Origin of the sequence: Pannonibacter carbonis, assembly GCF_003012935.1 — a bacterium.
Taxonomy (GTDB): domain Bacteria; phylum Pseudomonadota; class Alphaproteobacteria; order Rhizobiales; family Stappiaceae; genus Pannonibacter; species Pannonibacter carbonis.
In genome coordinates, this window is sequence record NZ_PUDR01000008.1 from 184,602 (window position 1) to 202,886 (window position 18,285).

Annotated in this window: 20 protein-coding genes and 1 tRNA gene; 7 read left to right on the forward strand and 14 right to left on the reverse strand. The window is 65.0% G+C overall.

Translation table 11 applies throughout. The annotated features are described in order from the left end of the window. Positions 1-3: 3 nt before the first annotated feature. The 3 genes from urtD to C8348_RS13020 all read left to right on the forward strand — a co-directional run bounded on the left by urtD (position 4) and on the right by C8348_RS13020 (position 4,771). Positions 4-747, forward strand: a complete 744-nt coding sequence (gene urtD, locus C8348_RS13010) for an urea ABC transporter ATP-binding protein UrtD (protein ID WP_106753768.1) — start codon at positions 4-6, stop codon at positions 745-747. A 284-nt stretch (positions 748-1,031) separates the two neighbouring features. After that, positions 1,032-1,727 (forward strand): urea ABC transporter ATP-binding subunit UrtE, encoded by a 696-nt coding sequence (gene urtE, locus C8348_RS13015; protein WP_106753845.1) that lies wholly within the window; start codon positions 1,032-1,034, stop codon positions 1,725-1,727. A gap of 89 nt (positions 1,728-1,816) precedes the next feature. Next, positions 1,817-4,771 (forward strand): AsmA family protein, encoded by a 2,955-nt coding sequence (locus C8348_RS13020; protein WP_106753769.1) that lies wholly within the window; start codon positions 1,817-1,819, stop codon positions 4,769-4,771. 17 nt (positions 4,772-4,788) lie between these two features. Here C8348_RS13020 and phnN read toward each other — a convergent pair whose 3' ends face one another. The 10 genes from phnN to phnG form a co-directional block, all read right to left on the reverse strand. Then, positions 4,789-5,391, reverse strand: coding sequence for a phosphonate metabolism protein/1,5-bisphosphokinase (PRPP-forming) PhnN (phnN, locus tag C8348_RS13025; protein WP_208983732.1), 603 nt, complete (start codon positions 5,389-5,391; stop codon positions 4,789-4,791). Between the two features lie 43 nt (positions 5,392-5,434). Further along, positions 5,435-6,577, reverse strand: a complete 1,143-nt coding sequence (locus C8348_RS13030) for an alpha-D-ribose 1-methylphosphonate 5-triphosphate diphosphatase (protein ID WP_106753770.1) — start codon at positions 6,575-6,577, stop codon at positions 5,435-5,437. A 20-nt stretch (positions 6,578-6,597) separates the two neighbouring features. Further along, positions 6,598-7,326: a DUF1045 domain-containing protein gene (locus tag C8348_RS13035; RefSeq protein WP_106753771.1), complete on the reverse strand. Its 729-nt coding sequence runs from the start codon at positions 7,324-7,326 to the stop codon at positions 6,598-6,600. Between the two features lie 85 nt (positions 7,327-7,411). Then, positions 7,412-8,047 (reverse strand): DapH/DapD/GlmU-related protein, encoded by a 636-nt coding sequence (locus C8348_RS13040; RefSeq protein ID WP_106753772.1) that lies wholly within the window; start codon positions 8,045-8,047, stop codon positions 7,412-7,414. Between the two features lie 19 nt (positions 8,048-8,066). Continuing rightward, positions 8,067-8,768, reverse strand: a complete 702-nt coding sequence (gene phnL / locus C8348_RS13045) for a phosphonate C-P lyase system protein PhnL (RefSeq protein WP_106753773.1) — start codon at positions 8,766-8,768, stop codon at positions 8,067-8,069. A gap of 8 nt (positions 8,769-8,776) precedes the next feature. Beyond that, complete coding sequence (gene phnK / locus C8348_RS13050; RefSeq protein WP_106753847.1) at positions 8,777-9,553, reverse strand: phosphonate C-P lyase system protein PhnK; 777 nt, start codon at positions 9,551-9,553, stop codon at positions 8,777-8,779. Positions 9,554-9,561: 8 nt separating this feature from the next. After that, complete coding sequence (locus tag C8348_RS13055; protein WP_106753774.1) at positions 9,562-10,503, reverse strand: alpha-D-ribose 1-methylphosphonate 5-phosphate C-P-lyase PhnJ; 942 nt, start codon at positions 10,501-10,503, stop codon at positions 9,562-9,564. Next, positions 10,500-11,648: a carbon-phosphorus lyase complex subunit gene (locus C8348_RS13060; RefSeq protein WP_106753775.1), complete on the reverse strand. Its 1,149-nt coding sequence runs from the start codon at positions 11,646-11,648 to the stop codon at positions 10,500-10,502. The genes C8348_RS13055 and C8348_RS13060 overlap by 4 nt, the downstream gene beginning before the upstream one ends. A gap of 3 nt (positions 11,649-11,651) precedes the next feature. After that, positions 11,652-12,275, reverse strand: a complete 624-nt coding sequence (gene phnH, locus C8348_RS13065; RefSeq protein ID WP_106753776.1) for a phosphonate C-P lyase system protein PhnH — start codon at positions 12,273-12,275, stop codon at positions 11,652-11,654. Further along, complete coding sequence (gene phnG, locus C8348_RS13070) at positions 12,275-12,757, reverse strand: phosphonate C-P lyase system protein PhnG (RefSeq protein WP_106753777.1); 483 nt, start codon at positions 12,755-12,757, stop codon at positions 12,275-12,277. The genes phnH and phnG overlap by 1 nt, the downstream gene beginning before the upstream one ends. A gap of 113 nt (positions 12,758-12,870) precedes the next feature. On the opposite strand from phnG, the gene phnF reads away from it, so the two are divergent. Further along, positions 12,871-13,605, forward strand: a complete 735-nt coding sequence (phnF, locus tag C8348_RS13075; protein WP_106753778.1) for a phosphonate metabolism transcriptional regulator PhnF — start codon at positions 12,871-12,873, stop codon at positions 13,603-13,605. An 11-nt stretch (positions 13,606-13,616) separates the two neighbouring features. Here the strand turns inward: phnF and C8348_RS13080 are convergent, their stop codons facing one another. From C8348_RS13080 to C8348_RS13095, 4 genes are all read right to left on the reverse strand, one after another. After that, the gene (locus C8348_RS13080; protein ID WP_106753779.1) at positions 13,617-15,182 is read right to left on the reverse strand and encodes a CYTH and CHAD domain-containing protein; all 1,566 of its coding nucleotides are present in this window, start codon (positions 15,180-15,182) and stop codon (positions 13,617-13,619) included. A 75-nt stretch (positions 15,183-15,257) separates the two neighbouring features. Beyond that, entirely contained in the window at positions 15,258-15,758 is a 501-nt protein-coding gene (locus tag C8348_RS13085) for a cupin domain-containing protein (RefSeq protein WP_106753780.1), read from the reverse strand. A gap of 144 nt (positions 15,759-15,902) precedes the next feature. Next, positions 15,903-16,457: a hypothetical protein gene (locus tag C8348_RS13090; RefSeq protein WP_106753781.1), complete on the reverse strand. Its 555-nt coding sequence runs from the start codon at positions 16,455-16,457 to the stop codon at positions 15,903-15,905. Between the two features lie 139 nt (positions 16,458-16,596). Further along, positions 16,597-16,683, reverse strand: a tRNA-Leu gene (locus tag C8348_RS13095). Positions 16,684-16,870: 187 nt separating this feature from the next. Here C8348_RS13095 and C8348_RS13100 point away from each other — a divergent pair. The 3 genes from C8348_RS13100 to C8348_RS13110 are packed head-to-tail and all read left to right on the forward strand — an operon-like array spanning position 16,871 to position 18,261. Continuing rightward, positions 16,871-17,449 (forward strand): YqaA family protein, encoded by a 579-nt coding sequence (locus C8348_RS13100; RefSeq protein WP_106753782.1) that lies wholly within the window; start codon positions 16,871-16,873, stop codon positions 17,447-17,449. 14 nt (positions 17,450-17,463) lie between these two features. Next, a complete protein-coding gene (locus tag C8348_RS13105; RefSeq protein ID WP_425270817.1) occupies positions 17,464-17,988 on the forward strand; it encodes a disulfide bond formation protein B in 525 nt (174 codons plus the stop codon). A 15-nt stretch (positions 17,989-18,003) separates the two neighbouring features. Further along, the gene (locus C8348_RS13110; protein ID WP_106753783.1) at positions 18,004-18,261 is read left to right on the forward strand and encodes a hypothetical protein; all 258 of its coding nucleotides are present in this window, start codon (positions 18,004-18,006) and stop codon (positions 18,259-18,261) included. The last annotated feature ends 24 nt before the right edge of the window (positions 18,262-18,285 follow it).

Here is an 18,285-nt window from a genome sequence, read left to right on the forward strand (position 1 = left end):
GCCATGCGCCAGTCCAGCCTTCTCTATCTCGACGGCGTCAGTGTTTCCTTCGACGGGTTCCGCGCGCTCAATTCGCTCTCGCTGGTGATCGAGCCGGGGGAAATGCGGGCGATCATCGGCCCCAATGGCGCCGGCAAGACAACGATGATGGATGTCATCACCGGCAAGACCCGGCCCGACAGCGGCGAGGTGTTTTTTGGCGGGGATACGGACCTGACCCGCATGGATGAAGCGGCGATTGCGGAACTCGGCATTGGCCGCAAGTTCCAGAAGCCGACGGTGTTCGAGAGCCACACCGTGTGGGACAATCTCGAGCTGGCGCTGAAGGCACCGCGCGGTCCGTTCTCGACGCTGTTCCATGTGCTGCGACCTGCAGAACGAGCTCGCATCGAGGACTTGCTGGAGCTGATCCGGCTCGGCAGCCGGCGGGACGATCTGGCGGCCAACCTCAGCCACGGCCAGAAGCAGTGGCTGGAGATCGGCATGCTGCTGGCGCAGGAACCGCAGCTGCTTCTGGTCGACGAGCCGGCAGCAGGCATGACCGACGCGGAGACTGCCGAGACGGCCGATCTCCTGCGTGACATCAACAAGACCCGCTCGGTCGTGGTGGTGGAACACGACATGACCTTCATCCGCGCGCTGGGCGTCAAGGTGACGGTGCTGCACGAGGGATCGGTGCTGGCCGAGGGCTCGATCGACCACGTGTCGTCTGACGAGCGGGTGGTGGAGGTTTATTTGGGGCGGTGAGCGTTTCTACTGGGCCTCTCAGCTCCCCTCCCCCTCGTGGGGAGGGGCAGGGGGTGGGGGGATAGGCCTCTCATGCCTGCCTGAGAGCGCTGGTCTGGCAAGGGCGCTATGCCGGATCGACCATTTCGAAATCTTGCGAGCTCAGTCCCCCCACCCCTCACCCCTCCCCACGAGGGGGAGGGGGGGCTGAGAGGCCGTGCCACCAATCGGAGAATGGCCTCGACCGCATCGGGGTGCACTGACGAAGGCCGATGGGCCTGGCGATGAACAACCTGGAGCAGGCCATGCTGAGCGTTGAGAAGATTGATCTGCATTACGGGGCCGCGCAGGCGTTGAAGGCGGTGTCGCTGGAGGCGAAGGTTGGCGAAGTGACCTGCATCATGGGGCGCAACGGGGTGGGCAAGACGTCGACCTTGCGCGCGATTGCAGGGCAACAAGGCATCAGTGCCGGACGCATCCTGTGGAACGGGCAGGACATTTCGAAACTAGCGCCGCATCAGCGGGCAAAGCTTGGAATTGCCGTGGTGCCGCAGGGGCGCGAGATATTCCCGCTCCTGAGCGTGAAGGAAAACCTTGAGACAGGCTTTGCGCCGCTGCCCTGGCGCGACCGCAAGCTTCCGGCCGAGATCTTCGAGCTGTTTCCGGTGCTGAAGGCGATGCTGTCGCGTCGCGGCGGCGACCTTTCGGGTGGCCAGCAGCAGCAGCTCGCCATTGCCCGCGCTCTGGTGACGCGGCCGCGCCTACTGATCCTCGACGAGCCGACCGAAGGCATCCAGCCGTCGATCATCAAGGATATCGGCCGGGCCATCGACTGGTTGCGGCAGCAAGGCACGATGGCCATCGTTCTGGTGGAGCAGTACTTCGAATTTGCCCGCGATCTGGCTGACACATTCGCGGTCATGGATCGCGGCGAGGTGGTCATGGCTGGCGCGCGCGCCGAGCTGGACGAGCAGGAAGTCCGCCGCCACCTGACAGTTTAGACGATCCCGGAGGTCGCCGGGCGATCAATGGTCACGCTGTTGACACGCTTTGCCTTAGACTAGCCGCGATTCGATTGCGGAGAGACGGGATGAAGCGCGCGCTGATCGCACTGGCCGGAACGGGCCTCGTCGTCGGGACGGCTGTGTTCGTTGTGCCCATGTTCCTTCCGCGCGACGCGATCAAGGCGCGGGTGGTGCAGGAACTGGAAGCGGCCACGGGCTGGTATCTGAGGGTTGACGGACCGGTGTCGGTTTCCTTGATCCCCGGTTTACACCTGACCGCGCGTGATGTCGGCCTGTCAGGCGAGGCCGGTGCGCAAGGCATCGAGTTCGCAAAGGCGGAGGCGATCGAGTTTTCGCTTGCCTGGGACGCGTTGTTCGGCGGTGCGATCCAGGTCACCGGAGTTCGGCTTGAGGCGCCGCAGTTGCAGCTCGAAGTTGGAGTAGATGGCCGGACGAGCTGGGCGCCGCGTCAGCCAATGAAGCGGATCGAGAGCGTCTTCACCCAGTTTGACGGGGCAACACCAGCGCCGGCACCGGGGGCTGGCACAGCGGAACCCGAGATCGCGATCACCGGCCCGGATGCAGGGACAGTAAGGGAACTGTCCGGTCTCACCCGTGTTGGCTTTGATGACATCGAGATCGTCAAGGGCCGGATCGCTTATGCCGATGCGCGCAGCGGCCAGTCTGTTCTTCTGAAGGAAGTTGATGCCCGCCTGTCGGTACCTGATCTTTCCGGTCCGGCCCGTTTGTCGGGATCGGCCAAATGGCAGGAGCAGCCGGTCAGTGTCGTAGCGGAAGCGGATTCCCCGGTGAAGCTCGCAGGCGGGGCGTCGGCAGCCGTGTCTATCACGCTGTCGTCCGGTAGCGCCAGCCTGTCGGCCAAGGGCAGTCTCGGCCTTCGCCCGCTGGCGCTTGACCTCAGGCTTGACGGGGCAGCGCCGTCCCTGGCCGAGGCAGGCGCCCTGGCTGGCGTGGCTCCGGCAGATCTTCCGGGGCTTGCGGGTGCCGTCAGTCTCGCAGGCCGCGTCGCCGCGAGTCCGGCAGAAATTCTGGTGCATGAAGCTGCGCTGAGTGTCGGGGCATTGAAACTGTCGGGTGCTGCGCAAGCCGAACTTGGCAGCAAGGCTCCCCGCATCTCCGGACGCCTGCAGTCGACGGGCGGTGCCCTTGGCGATCTCTTGGCATTGACCGGCAGCACCCTGCCAGCGGAGGGGGCCTTTGGTGCGGATGTGGCCTTTGCCGCCCGCGGGGCCTCAGCGGCTGAATTGCTCGCAAGCCTTGCCCTGTCCGGTAGCGTGTCGTTGCAGGATGGCACTGTTTCCGGCCTCGGCCTAGCATCTGTTGCTGGTGGCGATCCGCAGGCGGATCGATTGACCGGCCTCAACATGACGGCAAAATTCGACGGGCTGGACAAGCCCGTCTCTGTCACGGGTCAGGTCAACTGGCGCGGTGAACCCTTTGCCATTCGCGGCAAGGCAACGCCGGCGCCGCTGCTGGCCGGGCTGCCGGCGCCGGTCGAAGTCAGGGCTCAAGGCCAGCGGGTGACCGTCGGCTTTGACGGGCAACTGGCCGGGGCGCAGGGGCTGGAAGGTGACGTCCTGCTGGAAACCGCCGACTTGCGCGGTCTTTTGTCCTGGATGGGGCGGCCGCTGCCGAGTGGCGATGGACTGAAAGGCTTTTCGCTCGCGGGGCAGCTATCGGTTGCGCCGCAGGCCGTCCAGTTCACACGTGCCCGCTTCACTCTTGACGGCATCAAGGGAACGGGCGACGGCAGCCTTCAGATTGGCGCGACGCCGAAATTGACGGCCAAGCTCATTCTGGAGAGCCTGCCGCTCGATCCGTATCTGGGCCGTGCGACATCAACGGCGGCGCCGGCTGGCAAACAGCAAGGCAGCAAGAACCAGAAATCAGCCGCTTCAGCCGGCTGGAGCAATGCTCCCGTCGACTTCGGCGGCTTGGCGGCCATCAATGCCGACCTTTCGCTGACCACCGGAGCCATCACCTGGGACAAGATCAGCATTGGCGAGAGCATGGTCGCCGTGTTGATCACCAATGGCACGCTCGCCGCCAGTCTGGAGCGCATGGCGCTGTACGGTGGCAGCGGCAAGGGCAACCTCTCGGTCGAGGGCGGCGCGCGGCATCCCCGGATCAGCGCAGCGCTGGAGCTTGCCGGGCTCAATGGACGCGACTTCCTGCGCGATGCGGCCGGGATTTCCTGGCTGCAGGGGCAGGCTGGACTGTCCTTCGATGTAACCACACAAGGCGGCAGCGAGGCGGAGCTGGTTGGTAACCTTGGCGGCACGGCGCGGGTTGCGTTTGCCGATGGCGCCATCCTCGGCGTCAACATTCCGAAGATGGTGCGCGGCCTTGCGGTTGAAACCCTGCTGGGCTGGCAGACGGCGAAGGACAACCAGACGGACTTTACCAGCCTCAGCGCCTCGTTCTCGCTGCAGAACGGCGTCGCGGTCAGCAGTGATCTGGCGATGAACGGGCCCCTGTTGCAGATGACCGGCGGCGGTACGACGGACATGCCGGCCATGACGCTGGACTGGCGCGTGGAACCGCAGATCGTGCCGAGCCTTGAAGGCATCGCACCACAGCCGCGCAAGAAGGGCGCGGACAAAGTGATGGGCGGCCTTGGCGTGCCGATTGTCATTCGCGGCCCCTGGTCACAGCCGCAGATCTATCCCGATATCCGGGGCATCCTGGAGAACCCGGCGGCTGCCTACAAGCAGCTGGAAGAGGTTGGGGGTGGTTTCGTCAAGCTGCTACGCGCCAAGCCAGAGGATATCCTGAGCACGACTGCCGGGACCCTGATTGAACAGGCGACGGGCGGCAGGACCCAGATCGACGTGCAGAAAGTGCTGGACGGCGAAGTGAATGACCAGGAAGTGCTGAAGGCCGTCGAGCAGGGGTTCGGACTGCCGAGCGGCTTTCTCGGTTCGCTCGGTGTAAAGGGCTTGCTGCCGGGTCAGGAAACCCAGGGCGAAGCTGGCCCCGTCGTGATCCCGGACCAGCCGGCCGCGCCGCCGCCGCCGTAAGCGCTGTTGTCGAAACGTCAGTCCGGCGCGGAGATGGCGGCCCGCATCAGGGCAAGGCTGTCGGCAATGGTGCCGGTGTTGTCGATGCGGATAAGGCCGTCGATCCCCGGCATGTCGAGATCTGCCTGATCAAGACGGGCCTCGATCTGCTCGCGGGTTTCGCGGCCACGGGCAGCAAGACGCTCGGCGAGGATGTCGCGCGGGGCGGTGATCAGCAGCACCCGAACATGGGCGTATTTGGCCTGAGCCAGCGGCAGCGCGCGGCGGGCGCCGTTGGCGATGACCGTCAGACCCTGCCGCACGGCCGTGTCGACGTTCGGCGGCAGGATGTAGCCGAGACCATGCGCCTCCCAGGCCAGCGCAACTTCGCCGCAAGCGCAGCGGCGGTCATACTCGGCCCGGTCGATGACGTCGTGGTCCTCCGTTGCCCCGTCAGCGGCGCGGGTGATCTGGCGGCGGGCGAAGACGAAGCTGGGATCGGCGCTGAGATCGGCCCGCAGCGCGTTCATCAGCGTGTCCTTGCCCGCTCCGCTCGGCCCGACAACCAGAACGAGCCGGCCGGGACCGACCGGCGCGACTTGTTGCGTCTCCAGACTGTCCATAGCTGCAATGTCGGTCATGTCCGGCTCCGTCTGGACGTCCGCCTTCCGGCGATTTTCGGCTTCAGGCGACGCGGCGGCCTTCGCGCCAGACGCCGCGCACCACCGGCACGGATCCGACCATGCGCACCTGCACCAGATCCGCGCGCCGGCCCTCGACGAGGCGGCCACGGTCATGCAGGCCGGCCATTTCCGCCGGGGTCGAAGTGACCATGGCCATGGCCTTGGGCAGTGTCAGGCTGTCGATCTCGTCGGCCAGCTGGAATGCGGCCTGCAGCAGGGAGGCTGGAACATAGTCTGACGAGAGAATGTCGAGGCAGCCGTCTTCCGCCAGGGCCTTGGCCGAAACGTTGCCGGAGTGGGAGCCGCCGCGAACGACGTTCGGGCCGCCCATCAGCACGCCCATGCCGGCCGCATGGGAGGCGCGGGCCGCTTCCAGGGTGGTCGGAAACTCGGCGATGCGGGTGTTGAGGCTGATCGCCTCGTCCACATGCGCGACCGTGGCGTCGTCATGACTGGCGATGATCACGCCATGCTCGGCGGCGATGGCAGACAGGAGCTTGCGGTTGCGCGGGGCGATGTCATCGGCACGGGCGCGGCGCTTCTCGATGAACTCGGCCATCTGCTCGTCGGTGAAGCCCTTCTTGGACTTGTAGTAGAGCTTGTAGGCGTCGAGGGAGACGAATTGGCGCTGGCCTGGCGTATGGTCCATCAGCGAGATCAGCTTGACCAGCGGATCATGGCCGAAGACCTCGAAGCCATCCATCACGTCAGGCGCCGACACTTCGCAGCGCAGGTGGATGAAGTGATCGGCGCGCAGGCGGTTCTCGGCCTGGGCGGTCTCGATCGCGTCAGCCAGCAGCCGCATGTCGTCAGCCTTGAGGTCCGCGTCCTCGTCCATGCCGAGGCGCAGGGCGTCGAACACGGTGGTGATGCCGGCGCAGGCAATCTGCGCATCATGGGCCTGGACGGAGGAGACCGGGTTCCAGCGCACCTTCGGACGCGGGGCGTAATGAACTTCGAGGTGGTCCGTGTGCAGCTCGACCAGACCCGCGATCAGGTAGTCGCCTTCGCAATCATGGCCGTGGCTGGCGGCACCGCTGTCGATGCCGGAAATCAGGCCGGCGCGGGTGTCGAGGCTGCCGTCGATCACTTCATCGGGAAGCACGAGGCGGGCGTTGCGGAAGCTGTGGGTCATTTCGGTCATGAACGGATCATCCTGAAAAGTCAGAGTGCCTGGCCAAGTGCCGGTTCGGCCGGCGCGAGGGCGCCGGTCAATGGCAGCACATCCACCATCCTGAAGGGGGCGTTGCGCTCGGGTTCGCAGAAGAGGCCAAGGCTGGCGATGGCGTGCGGGCGGCGGATGACAGAGGCGAAATAGGTCTCTGCCGCCTGCTGCAGCGCCGCGCGCGCGGCGTCGTCATCCAGCTTCACCGACAGGGTCATGTGAAAGCGGAAGTCCTCGAAAATGTAAGGGTAGCCCCAGGCAGCCAGCAGCTCCTTCTGGCGGGCGTTGAGGCCGGAGGCCATGCGCCGGGCAATGTCGGCCTCGCTGAGGGGAGCCCGGAACGGCTCAAAGGCGGTGACGCAGGCGGCGGCAAAGGCGTTCAGCTCTGCGCTTGCCGGCTGCGGTGTCAGGGCCAGGAAACGGCCGAGAAGGGTCACGTCCAGCGCCGGGATCTCGAAGGCGGCCGCGCGGGCGCAGAAGCGGCGGAAGCCGTCGACCAGATCGGCCTCGCTGACACCATCCTTCAGCGAGAACGGCGCCTTAAGCGTTGCGTGGAAGCCGTAGCGGCGCGGATCGGTCGTCAGGCTTGCCACCTCGTCCGCCGTCAGCCCATCGACGTCCGGCTGCGTCAGCGGCGTATCCGTGACGGCATCGCGGCCGAGCCATGTGGCGCCGAGGCGGGTCAGCTCCGCATCGGCGGGGGCGGTGTAATAGATGGCATAACGCATGGGCGGCTAACTTTCGGACTTCTTCCTGATAATGGCAGAGCGCTTAGAGGGCGAGCGTGTCGGTTCGATGACAGTTTTGCGGCGATCAGCGCTCCGGGTCGTAGCTATCGCAAAAGGTGGCGATGTCCGCCTGTTGAAAATCACTGAGCCGGGAAAAAATCACCTCGTCCGGCCAGTCCCACCAGCGGATGCGGGAAAGCCGTGCCGAGATCGAGGGTGCGAAGCGGTCACGGATCCGCCGCGCGGGCACACCGCCGACGATGGTGTAGGGCGCCACATCGCGGCTGACGACGGCACCGGCGGCGATCACGGCGCCGTCGCCCACGGTCACTCCGGGCAGGAGGATGGCGCCGTGGCCGATCCACACGTCATTGCCGACGAGCACACGGGCGGCGCGGCGGTCGGCGAAGAAGCCGGCATCACGGCTGGCGGCCGGGTCATAGTACTCCGGGCAATAGGTGAAGCGGTGCTGCGAGGGCCGGTCCATCGGGTGGTTCGGCGCGCCGATCCGCACCGAATTGGCGATGGCGGTGAACTTGCCGATCACCGTGTCCGCCACCTCGCAATATTCGCCCAGATAGCTGAAGTCGCCGATGCTGGCATATTCCAGCCGGGAGTGGGCCAGCACCTCGCAGTGCCGGCCGATCGTCACCTCGCGCTGGCGCACGGTGGCATGGACCACCGTTTCCGCCAGCTTGGCCTTTGCCTTGACGCTGTCCATCGCCAGTTCCCCTGTCCGATCAGGCTGCCCGGGCCGAGAAGCCAGAAACGTCGACAACGCGGTCGGCGATGACTTCGCGCACGTCGAGGTCATGCAGGATGCCAAGCATGGCAACGCCCTGCTGCTTCTTCTCGTTGACGAGGTCGATCACCACCGCGCGGTTGGCGGCGTCCAGCGAGGCCGTCGGCTCGTCCAGCAGCAGCAGCGGGTAGTGGGCGATGAAGCCGCGGGCGATGTTGACGCGCTGCTGCTCGCCGCCGGAGAAGGTGGCGGGCGGCAGGCCCCACAGGGCTTCCGGCACGTTCAGCCGGGCCAGCAGATCGCGGGCGACCTTGCGGGCGGCGGCCTCGCCGGTGCCCTGGGCGATCAGCGGTTCGGCAACAACGTTCTCCGCCGACACGCGCGGGATGACGCGCAGGAACTGGCTGACGTAGCCGATGGTCTTCTGGCGCAGGGCCAGCACCTGACGCGGAGCGGCGCTTGCGATGTTGACGATCTTCTCGTTCTCGGTGACCAGGATCTGACCGCGTTCGCAGCGGTAGTTGCCGTAGATCATCTTCAGGATCGAGCTCTTGCCGGCGCCGGACGGGCCGCCAAGCACGACGCATTCGCCGGCATCCACCGCAAAGCTGACACCAGCCACCACGGGAATGGCCAGACCGCCCTGCAGATGCATGGTGAAGGTCTTGCCGACGTCATTGAGACAAAGACGGGTGCGCATGGATGACCTCAGACCTGGAGGATGGAAGAGACGAGAAGCTGGGTGTAGGGCGCCTGCGGGTCGTCCAGCACCTGATCGGTCAGGCCGGTCTCGATCACCTCGCCGTTGCGCATGACGATCATGCGATGCGACAGCAGACGGGCGACGGCGAGATCATGCGTGACGATGACCACCGACAGGCCGAGATCGGCCACGAGGCCGCGCAGCAAGTCCAGAAGGCGCGCCTGTACCGACACGTCGAGACCGCCGGTGGGCTCGTCCATGAACACAAGGCGCGGACCGGTGACGAGATTGCGGGCGATCTGCAGGCGCTGGCGCATGCCGCCGGAGAAGGCGCGCGGGTCGTCATCGATGCGGGTGCCGTCGATCTCGACGCGCTCGAGCCAGTCAAGCGCCGTGCCGCGGATGTTGCCATAGTGGCGGTTGCCGACAGCCATCAGCCGCTCGCCGACATTGGCGCCGGCGGATACTGTCATGCGCAGGCCATCGGCGGCGTTCTGGTGCACGAAGCCCCAGTCGGTGCGCATCAGGAAGCGGCGTTCGGCCTCGGTCAGCTGGAACAGGTCGCGCATCGCGCCGTCGCGCATGCGGTACTCGATGGCACCGGCGGTCGGGGCGAGGCGGGTGGCGAGGCAGTTCAGGAGGGTGGTCTTGCCGGAGCCGCTCTCGCCGACGATGGCCAGAACCTCGCCCGGCCACAGTTCGAAGGAGACATCGCGGCAGCCGATCCGGTCGCCGTAGAAGCGGGTGACGCCGCTGGCCCGCAGCAGGGGCTCTTCGCTCAGAAAGTCGGTCATTCGCCCGCCTCCGTCTTGGCTGTGCCGGATGATTTGCCGGCTAAATGCGATGCTGCCGGATTGGCGGCCATGTCGCCGAGATGCCCGTCGGCGCGGCGTTCCTCGCAATAGTCGCTGTCGGAACAGACGAACATGCGCCCGCCCTGGTCATCGAGCACGACTTCATCGAGATAGACATGCCGTGCGCCGCAAAGGCCGCAGGGCTTGTCGAACTTCTGCACCTCGAAGGGATGGTCGTCGAAGTCGAGGCTCTTGACCTTGGTGTAGGGCGGGATGGCGTAGATGCGCTTCTCGCGGCCAGCGCCGTAGAGCTGCAGCGCCTTCATGTTGTCGATCTTCGGATTGTCGAACTTCGGCGTCGGCGAGGGATCCATCACGTAGCGGTCGGCGACCTTCACCGGATAGGCATAGGTCGTGGCGATGCGGCCGTGGTGGGCGATGTCCTCGTAGAGCTTCACATGCATGAGGCCGTATTCCTCAAGCGCATGCATCTTGCGGGTCTCGGTCTCGCGCGGCTCCAGGAAACGCAGCGGCTCGGGGATCGGAACCTGGAAGACAAGGATCTGGTCCTCGGTCAGCTCCTTCTCCGGGATACGATGCCGGGTCTGGATAATCGTGGCGTCCTTCGTCGCCGAGGTGGTCTTCACCTGCGCCGTCTTTTCGAAGAAGCCACGGATCGCGACTGCATTGGTGGTGTCGTCGGAGCCCTGGTCGATGACCTTCAGTGTGTCCTCGCGGCCCAGCACGGCGGCGGTCACCTGTACGCCGCCGGTGCCCCAGCCGTAGGGCATGGGCATCTCGCGGGCGGCGAAGGGAACCTGGTAGCCGGGAATGGCAATGCCCTTCAGGATGGCACGGCGGATCATCCGCTTGGTCTGCTCGTCCAGATAGGCGAAGTTGTACTCGCCTTCGGTCTCGGTGATGGCAACCGCGGTCATTCTGCTGCCTCCTTCTCGCTTGTGTCCGTCGCTCCGGATCCGATGGCGTCGCTGGCTGCGGCCTGGTCGGCGGCCTGCCGGTCGAACCACTCGCCGCGCATGCGCCGCACCAGATCCAGCTCGGCCTGGAAGTCGACGTAGTGCGGCAGTTTCAGGTGTTCGACGAAGCCGGTTGCCTGGACGTTGTCCGAATGGGACATGACGAATTCCTCGTCTTGCGCCGGGGCGGTGCGTTCCTCGCCCAGCTCCTCGCAGCGCAGCGACCGGTCGACCATGGCCATGGACATGGCCTTGCGCTCGACCTGGCCGAAGACGAGGCCGTAGCCGCGGGTGAACTGGGGCGGTACCTTGGCCGAGCCCTTGAACTGGTTGACCATCTGGCACTCGGTCACGTTGATGCGGCCGAGCGGCACGGCAAAGCCCAGTTCCTCGGCGAAGAACTCCACCTCCACCGCGCCATAACGGATCTCGCCGGCGAAGGGATGAGTACGGCCGTAGCCGCGCTGGGTGGAGTAGGCCAGTGCCAGCAGGAAGCCCTCGTCGCCTCGGGCAAGGTTCTGCAGCCGCAGGTCACGGCCCGCAGGGAAGGAGAGCGGTTCGCGGGTCAGGTCGCCGACTGCAGCGGTCTCTTCCGGCTGCACGTCTTCCTCGATGAGGCCTTCACCGCTGAGGAGATCGGTGACGCGCGGCATGGCGGTCTCGGTCACCTCGGCCGTCAGCGGCGTGTCCAGTTCGCCATCGGCGGCGAGCTTGAAGTCGAGCAGACGGTGGGTGTAGTCGAATGTGGGTCCGAGCAGCTGGCCGCCCGGCAGGTCCTTGAAGGTGGCCGAGATGCGGCGTTCGACCAGCATGGCGCCAGTGTCGACGGGCTCGCTGTAGCCGAAGCGCGGCAGCGTGGTGCGGTAGGCGCGCAGCAGGAACACGGCCTCGATCAGGTCGCCGCGCGCCTGCTTGATGGCCAGCGCTGCCAGACCCTCATCGTAAAGCGAGCCTTCGCCCATGACGCGGGTCACGGCGATGGCCAGCTGACCGGCGATCTGGTCCAGCGTCAGGCCGGGAACCGACCGGTCGCCCCGGCGCTTGGTGGCCATGAGGCGATGGGCGTTGCGGATGGCCTTCTCGCCACCCTTGACGGCAACATACATGGTTCAGGCCTCCGACCGGGTGATGCTGGTGGAACGGGGCAGGCCGACGATCTCGTTGCCAGCGGCAAAGACCATGTCGACCCCGCGCGGGAACAGGCGGGTGTTGTCCTCAGCCTGGTCCCAGAAGGTGACGGGCACGGGCGAGACGCGCAGCGGCTGCGTCGTCTCGATGCCCGGACCGGTCAGTGTGACGGCCTTGCCGCCCGTGAAGCTGTCGACGCCGATCAGCAGCGTTGTCGAGCGATCAGGATACTCCAGCGTGCCGAGCGCGAAGCTCGACAGGGCCGGCAGCGTCCGGGCGTCGCTGACGAGGGCAAAGGTCGCCTCCAGCGGGGAGGTCATGACCGACGCTCCGGTGTGAAACTTCAGAAACTGGCCGACGGCGTCTGACCGGGCCAGCGCCGGATCGAGCCACAGCGGCGTGTCATAGTCTGCAAGAGCCAGTGCCATCGCAGCGAGCGCCGGCGTGAGCGGAGCGGGCGGCTGGATGCCGGCGGCCTCGATGGCCGTGAGGCGGCCGGGCCGCGCCAGGGCCATCATGACCGAACGGAAAACCTGCTGACCCTGGTGCACCGGATCGGAGAAACCCGGGCTGAGAGCGGCGGCGGAGAGCAGGCGGGCAGTCATCAGTCGTCTCCGCGAACCATGGTGAAGAAATCGACCTTCGTCGCAGCCGTTTCGGCGCGGACGGTGGCGTCTGCCGCCTCGGCTTCGGAAGCGAGCGGGGCGATGATCTCGCGTTCCACCGCCTCTGTGAGAGCCGGGTTTTGCCAGAGGGCGTCGACGAGGGCGGCGTGCAGGGCCTTCTGCTTCGAGCGGCCCATGACATAGGAGGATCCGGCGACGCCGTTCTCGAGCCGGACGACGCAGCGCGTGACGGTCACCTCGCCGAGGTTGAAGGGGGCGCCTGTTCCGCCCATGCGGCCGCGGACCATCACGAGGCCGGTCTCAGGCGCGCGCACCATCTCGTGGGCGGGCAACGGTGCAAACGGTGCGAGTGCGGCGGCGAGCCGGTCCGGCGTTGCGTTGGCGAGCGCTGCCATCAAGCGGCGGCGGGGCTCATTGGAGGTGTCTGGGGATGCGGATGGGGGCGGGGCCTGGTGAGGCATGGCCGTTCTCCTTGGTGATTTGGATCGGCGATCCGTATCTAGACTTGATTTGTATACTTGTATAGACGAATTTTTCGATTGACTGACTGATAGCGAAAATTGATGACGAACCCATGACGCAGCGAGTGAACATCGACCGGGGCGCGGGCATTGCCGTCTGGCGGCAGATTGCAGAATGGGTGCGGGCGGAGGTGAACGCCGGCACGTTCGAGCAAGGCAGCCGCCTGCCGACGGAAACGGAGATTGCCGAACGCTTCGGAGTGAACCGGCATACGGTTCGCCGCGCTATCGCAGCGCTAACCGCAGAGGGCATCCTGCGGGCGGACCAGGGGCGCGGGACCTTCGTCACCGGCCAGCCGATCTCCTATCCGATCACATCGCGGACGAGGTTTTCCGAGATCATCACCAGCCAGTCGAGGGAGCCTGGCGGCAGCCTGATTGGCTCGGCCGTCGAGGAGGCAGATGCGTTGCTGGCCGGATGGCTGGAGGTTCCGGTCGGAACCCTGCTGCTGCGTCTCGACACGCTGAGTGTCGTCGACGGCGTGCCGCTTATGGTCGGCGCGGCCTGGGTGGAGCAAGCCCGGTTTCCCAACCTGCTGCGCGATTATGCCGAGACCAATTCGTTGACGGCGGCGCTGAAACGCAGCGGTATCGAGGATTACACGCGCAAGGAAACGCGCATCAGCGCTGAACTGGTTGATCCGGAAGATGCGCGCCTGCTGGAAGTGCCCTTGGGCACGCCTGTGCTGATCATGGAAAGCGTCAATCTCGATCCGGCCGGCCGCCGCATCCAGTATGGCCGCGCCCGGGTTGCGGCAGAGCGGATCCAGATCGTCGTTCCGAACTGATCAGGCTGGCGTCAGCGCCAGTATCGCGGCGCCTTGTTTGCTTCTTCCCAGGAGTCCTTTGCCTGACGCCAGGCGTGCCGGGCCGAGGCTTCGTGCCAGCCGATGACAAAGCCCGCCGCCTGCGCCAGATCCTTTGCGGCTGGACCGTCGGGCAACGGTAGGTCGAGCAAGGCCTCGGCCATGGCCACATCATTGAGGTAGCCGAAGACATCCTGCAGCGACTTCAGGCGCTTCAGATAGGACTTGCGCGCGCCCTTGGGGGACAGGGCAGCGAAAAACTCCAGCCCATAGCGGAACTTCTTCAGCGCCTTGCGCATGTCGTGCCGCTCGGGGATCGTCAATGTATCAAGTTGGTTGCCGTATCTCTGCAGCTTGCGCCACTGCGCATCAAGTGCCGTGCCGGCAAAGTCGGCCACGGGAACGGCCAATCGTTCGCTCTGGCCGAAGTCTTCCGGCGAGATCCAGCCACGTGTCTCGGTATAGGCGGCAAGATCAAACAGGAAATCGTTGAATGTCTTGCTGGCAAGCAGCGCCGCTGCTTCCTCCCGGCGGTCCGAACGCAGGGTGTCGAGGTGGCGCTCCAGATGCGCCAGGTCGATCCGCTGAGGCGCTGCGGCCAGAAGCGGGGCAATGATGTCTGCGGCCAGGACGTCGAGGTCACGGACCAGCCCGATCGCCAGGGCAAGCTTGCGGGCGGCGTCATCCAGCGGGCCCGTGCTGCGCGGATTGATCAGGGGCCGGAACAGGCGCAATGCCGTGCGCAGGCGGCGCAGGCCAACGCGCAACTGATGCGGACCTTCCGGGTCGTTGCCGGACAGGATGGCCATCCGGTTGCGCGCGACCTGGCTGAGACAGGAGCGCAGGATGGCATGATAGGCCCGCTCTGCCGACTGGCTCACGGACAGGGTGATGTCTTCGGCAAGCGCTGGTGCGCCTGTCGACTGGCTGGACAGTCCGTTTGCGAGGCGGTCGCCGCGCTCGGCCTTGCTCAGCTCAGAAAACCGGAACGGGCGTGGGCCGACAAGTTGGCGTGCCACGCTGTAAAGACCGCCGATAGACCCGGCCTTCAGTTCCAGTTCCAGTTCGGTCAAGGGTTCGCGCCGGGCCCCAGCAACGACTTCTCCGTGGTCGACGGCGACCTCGACGGCGCTGCCGTCGCTGGTCTTGACCATGCGGGTGGTGCGGTTGACTACGGTCTCGAAGCGCGGCGACAGGGCTTGGCCAGCAAGCGCGGCGAGGATTTCCGCGCGCACCGCTTCATCCGGGACGGCCTCCAGATCGAACTGGGCGGACGGAACATTGGTCTCATATTCGCGGGGAGAATGCAGGCCGCTGCCGGCGGTGTCCCCTGGCAGCTTCACCGTCTGGATCCATTGCTTGCCCTTCAACCTGACGCGGGCAGCGATCCTGGCGCGGGCAAGCGCGGTGTCCGGCGTATCATAGTAGATCGACCGCAGGGTCTGGGTCTTGCCCTTGCCTGAGTCAAAGCCGAAAGGCAGCGCGACAGTTGCAATCGCGGCCGCATCTTCCGGTGCCAGTTCGAGCTTCAGCTCGATTTCCCTGTTTGAAGTAGCCATATGCCGGTTTTATCGAAGCGGCTGGATGCTGTCTACAAAGATGCAACAGGTGCGCTTTTGCTTATCCGGCTTACTTTATGCGAGGCGTAGAAGACGCTTCAGGCGGGCTGAAATCTTCATCAAGATGGATACCGCCCAAGGGATCGGGCGGCGATTGAAGGCAATCTTGCGGACGTAGACCGGGACGTGCCAGACAGCATGGGTGCCGGCCGGGAACAGCATGCTGACGCCGGGGCGGCCGACATAGGTGTTGCCCCTGTCGTCGGTGATATGTACCTCGCCCTCGAGGAACAGGACGGTTTCATCCCACTCGAAGTGCCAGTTGAACTTTCCGGCCGTACAGTCCCAGTGATCGGTGGAGGACCAGCCGTTGGTGCCGACCGACAGGCTGTCAAGCCGGGCCTGGGGGGTGCCGTCGATGATCCATTCCTTGCGGATCGGTGCGCTGCGCAGGGATGTCTTGGTCAGGGCGGCATAGGCGAAGGCGGGCGGCTCGGAGACGATCTTGATCGAGCCGTCCAGGCTCGGATTGCTATCGGCTTCCCGGCTCAAGCTGTCAATCTCGGCAATCGTCATCGTGCTCGCCTCATCTGCCCTGTCGCGCCTCTTGCGGGCGCCTGTTCTGATGTCAGGTGTCTCACACTTCTGATTTCAGTCAGGTTTAACGAGGGCTGGATGAAGCCACTGATTGCAGAAGCAGTTAATCAATGGTCGCCGGTTTCAATCAACTTGTCGGTGATACCTCGGAGCTTCTTGCGCCCAGCTTTCGATGTCATGCGGGCGGCCCTCCTGATCGGCAAAGGCGACGATGTCGCGGGCAAGGACTGCCTCGAAGAGGGGCAGGGAGGCGACGACCATCCGGCGCCCACGGTCGAAGATGAGCAGCTCGAAGCCCTGGACAATCCGTTCGCGCAGATAGGGGACCGCGTCACTGGTTTTCCAGGCCAGCGGACGGGCCGGATCGACGAACATCACGTACACTTGCTCGACCGGATCGCGGTGAAAATAGGCGCCAGCATCCAGAGGATGCGGGATGCGATTGCGGTCGGGTGAGTTCGTGACGCGCGCGGACAGGTAGGCGCAGTGATAGGCGAGGCAGGCGGCGGGGCGTTCCGGCGCTCCGAAGATTGCGCAACCGCCGCCCTCGATGTGGTTGCAGGGTCTGTACATGGGCTTGTCGAGGGGGCCGATTTCGGGAAGTTCGCAGCAGTATGTGCAGGTCCGGCACCAGGACACGCGCGCACCAGCGTCCTTCTTGCGTTTTGCCTGCCCCATGCCTCTCCCCTTTTGCCGCCTGTCCGGTCACGCGACAATCAAGGAATTCGCCTGAGACCTCAAGCGGCTGCGATCAAGGATAAAGAGAAGGGAAGGCGAATGTGCCGCAACGGGCGCTGGCAAAGGCACTTTGCCGGCATGGTGCCCCTGGCCCGACTCGAACGGGCACTCCCTCACAGGAAACGGATTTTGAATCCGTCGCGTCTACCAATTCCGCCACAGGGGCCTGTGTCGTGGAGCGCGACTATAGCCGCAAAGATTCAGCCGTCAATCGCTTTGCCGTCGCTATCCCCGCCCTGTTTCTCCTTTGGCTCCGGATGCTGAAATGAGAGAGGTGAGCCACCGGGTGCAGTGACAAAGCGCTGCTGCGCCGCTATGCAGTCGGGCATGTTTCAAGGGGATTGCGACCGGACATGTTAAGACGCCTTTACGACTGGACCCTTTCGCTTGCCTCCGGCCCGCGTGCGCCGGCTGCGCTTGGATCGGTGTCCTTCATCGAGAGCTCCTTTTTCCCCATCCCGCCGGACCTGCTGCTGATCCCAATGGTCATCGCCAAGCGCGAAAAGGCCTGGTGGTACGCGTTCCTGTGCTCAGTCACATCGGTGCTGGGCGGTGTGCTTGGCTATTTCATTGGCGCCGTCCTTTTCGAACAAATCGCACGGCCGATCCTCGACTTCTATGGCTACATGGACAAGTTCGACCAGTTCAGCGTCATCTTCAACGAATGGGGCTGGTGGTTTGTCTTTTTCGCAGGTCTGACACCGTTTCCCTACAAGGTGATCACGATCTCTGCAGGCGCGACAGGGCTGTCGATGCCGGTGTTTCTCATTGCCAGTATCGTGTCGCGCAGCTTGCGTTTCTTCATCGTGGCGGGCCTGCTGTATTTCTTTGGGCCGGTGATCCGCGACTTCATCGAAAAGCGGTTGGGCCTTGTTTTCACCGTCTTCGTGGTGCTGCTGTTGGGCGGATTTGCACTGATCAAATTGCTCTAGGGAAGATCGTCGCAATGATGACCGGCACAGATAGAGGGCTTCTCGCTCGTGTGGCTACCGGGCTGCTGCTGGCTGCAGGAAGCACGGCAATTGCCGCGGCCTGGGGCTTTCAGTTGATCGGCGGATATGTGCCCTGCAAGCTCTGCCTTGAGCAGCGGGTGCCCTATTACATCGGGTTGCCGCTGGCGCTCCTGTCGCTGCTTGCCCTGTTCGGTCGCCGATACGGCGTTGCGGCGGTGTTGCTGCTTCTCGTTGCCGTGGTCTTTGCCTATGGTGCAGGGCTGGGTATCTATCAGGCCGGAGGGGAGTGGCAGTTCTGGGCAGGCCCTTCCGATTGTGGCGGCGGCTCTGCAGCGCCAACTTCGGCAGCCAACATGCTTCAGGCCCTGCAGACGACCCGTGTCGTCTCCTGCACTGAAGCGAGCTGGCGCATGCTGGGTCTGTCCTTTGCCGGCTGGAACGCTGTCGCCTCCGCCGGGCTCTGCCTGCTGGCGCTCGGCGCGGCAGTCCTTGCCCGCAAAGCCGGTAAACCTGCCTAGAACAGGAGACAGGGCATGGGAGAACGGGAACGTCGGGAGAAGGCGCGGGCTGAAGAAGCGCGTAAGGCAATCGACCGGGTCAATGCCGAGAGCGAGACGATCCTCGGATCTTCCACACGTCGCATGGCGACGCGCGCAAGAGATCATCTTGGCGGGGCTGACAAGGACCAGAGTGATCGCGTCGAGGTCTGGGGCACGCGGATCGGCCGCTCGCTTGGGCTCATCGTTGCGGCGGGTCTTCTCATCTATCTCGCCGCTACCTATCTGGGATAGGCGGTTGATGGCCGCTGCGTGCCA

Bases quoted from the DNA above. Each gene is read 5' to 3' on its own strand.
- urtD (WP_106753768.1), top strand. From the start codon at position 4: ATGCGCCAGTCCAGCCTTCTCTATCTCGACGGCGTCAGTGTTTCCTTC.
- urtE (WP_106753845.1), top strand. From the start codon at position 1,032: ATGCTGAGCGTTGAGAAGATTGATCTGCATTACGGGGCCGCGCAGGCG.
- C8348_RS13020 (WP_106753769.1), top strand. From the start codon at position 1,817: ATGAAGCGCGCGCTGATCGCACTGGCCGGAACGGGCCTCGTCGTCGGG.
- phnN (WP_208983732.1), bottom strand. From the start codon at position 5,391: ATGACCGACATTGCAGCTATGGACAGTCTGGAGACGCAACAAGTCGCG.
- C8348_RS13030 (WP_106753770.1), bottom strand. From the start codon at position 6,577: ATGACCGAAATGACCCACAGCTTCCGCAACGCCCGCCTCGTGCTTCCC.
- C8348_RS13035 (WP_106753771.1), bottom strand. From the start codon at position 7,326: ATGCGTTATGCCATCTATTACACCGCCCCCGCCGATGCGGAGCTGACC.
- C8348_RS13040 (WP_106753772.1), bottom strand. From the start codon at position 8,047: ATGGACAGCGTCAAGGCAAAGGCCAAGCTGGCGGAAACGGTGGTCCAT.
- phnL (WP_106753773.1), bottom strand. From the start codon at position 8,768: ATGCGCACCCGTCTTTGTCTCAATGACGTCGGCAAGACCTTCACCATG.
- C8348_RS13055 (WP_106753774.1), bottom strand. From the start codon at position 10,503: ATGACCGCGGTTGCCATCACCGAGACCGAAGGCGAGTACAACTTCGCC.
- C8348_RS13060 (WP_106753775.1), bottom strand. From the start codon at position 11,648: ATGTATGTTGCCGTCAAGGGTGGCGAGAAGGCCATCCGCAACGCCCAT.
- phnH (WP_106753776.1), bottom strand. From the start codon at position 12,275: ATGACTGCCCGCCTGCTCTCCGCCGCCGCTCTCAGCCCGGGTTTCTCC.
- phnG (WP_106753777.1), bottom strand. From the start codon at position 12,757: ATGCCTCACCAGGCCCCGCCCCCATCCGCATCCCCAGACACCTCCAAT.
- phnF (WP_106753778.1), top strand. From the start codon at position 12,871: ATGACGCAGCGAGTGAACATCGACCGGGGCGCGGGCATTGCCGTCTGG.
- C8348_RS13080 (WP_106753779.1), bottom strand. From the start codon at position 15,182: ATGGCTACTTCAAACAGGGAAATCGAGCTGAAGCTCGAACTGGCACCG.
- C8348_RS13085 (WP_106753780.1), bottom strand. From the start codon at position 15,758: ATGACGATTGCCGAGATTGACAGCTTGAGCCGGGAAGCCGATAGCAAT.
- C8348_RS13090 (WP_106753781.1), bottom strand. From the start codon at position 16,457: ATGGGGCAGGCAAAACGCAAGAAGGACGCTGGTGCGCGCGTGTCCTGG.
- C8348_RS13100 (WP_106753782.1), top strand. From the start codon at position 16,871: ATGTTAAGACGCCTTTACGACTGGACCCTTTCGCTTGCCTCCGGCCCG.
- C8348_RS13105 (WP_425270817.1), top strand. From the start codon at position 17,464: ATGATGACCGGCACAGATAGAGGGCTTCTCGCTCGTGTGGCTACCGGG.
- C8348_RS13110 (WP_106753783.1), top strand. From the start codon at position 18,004: ATGGGAGAACGGGAACGTCGGGAGAAGGCGCGGGCTGAAGAAGCGCGT.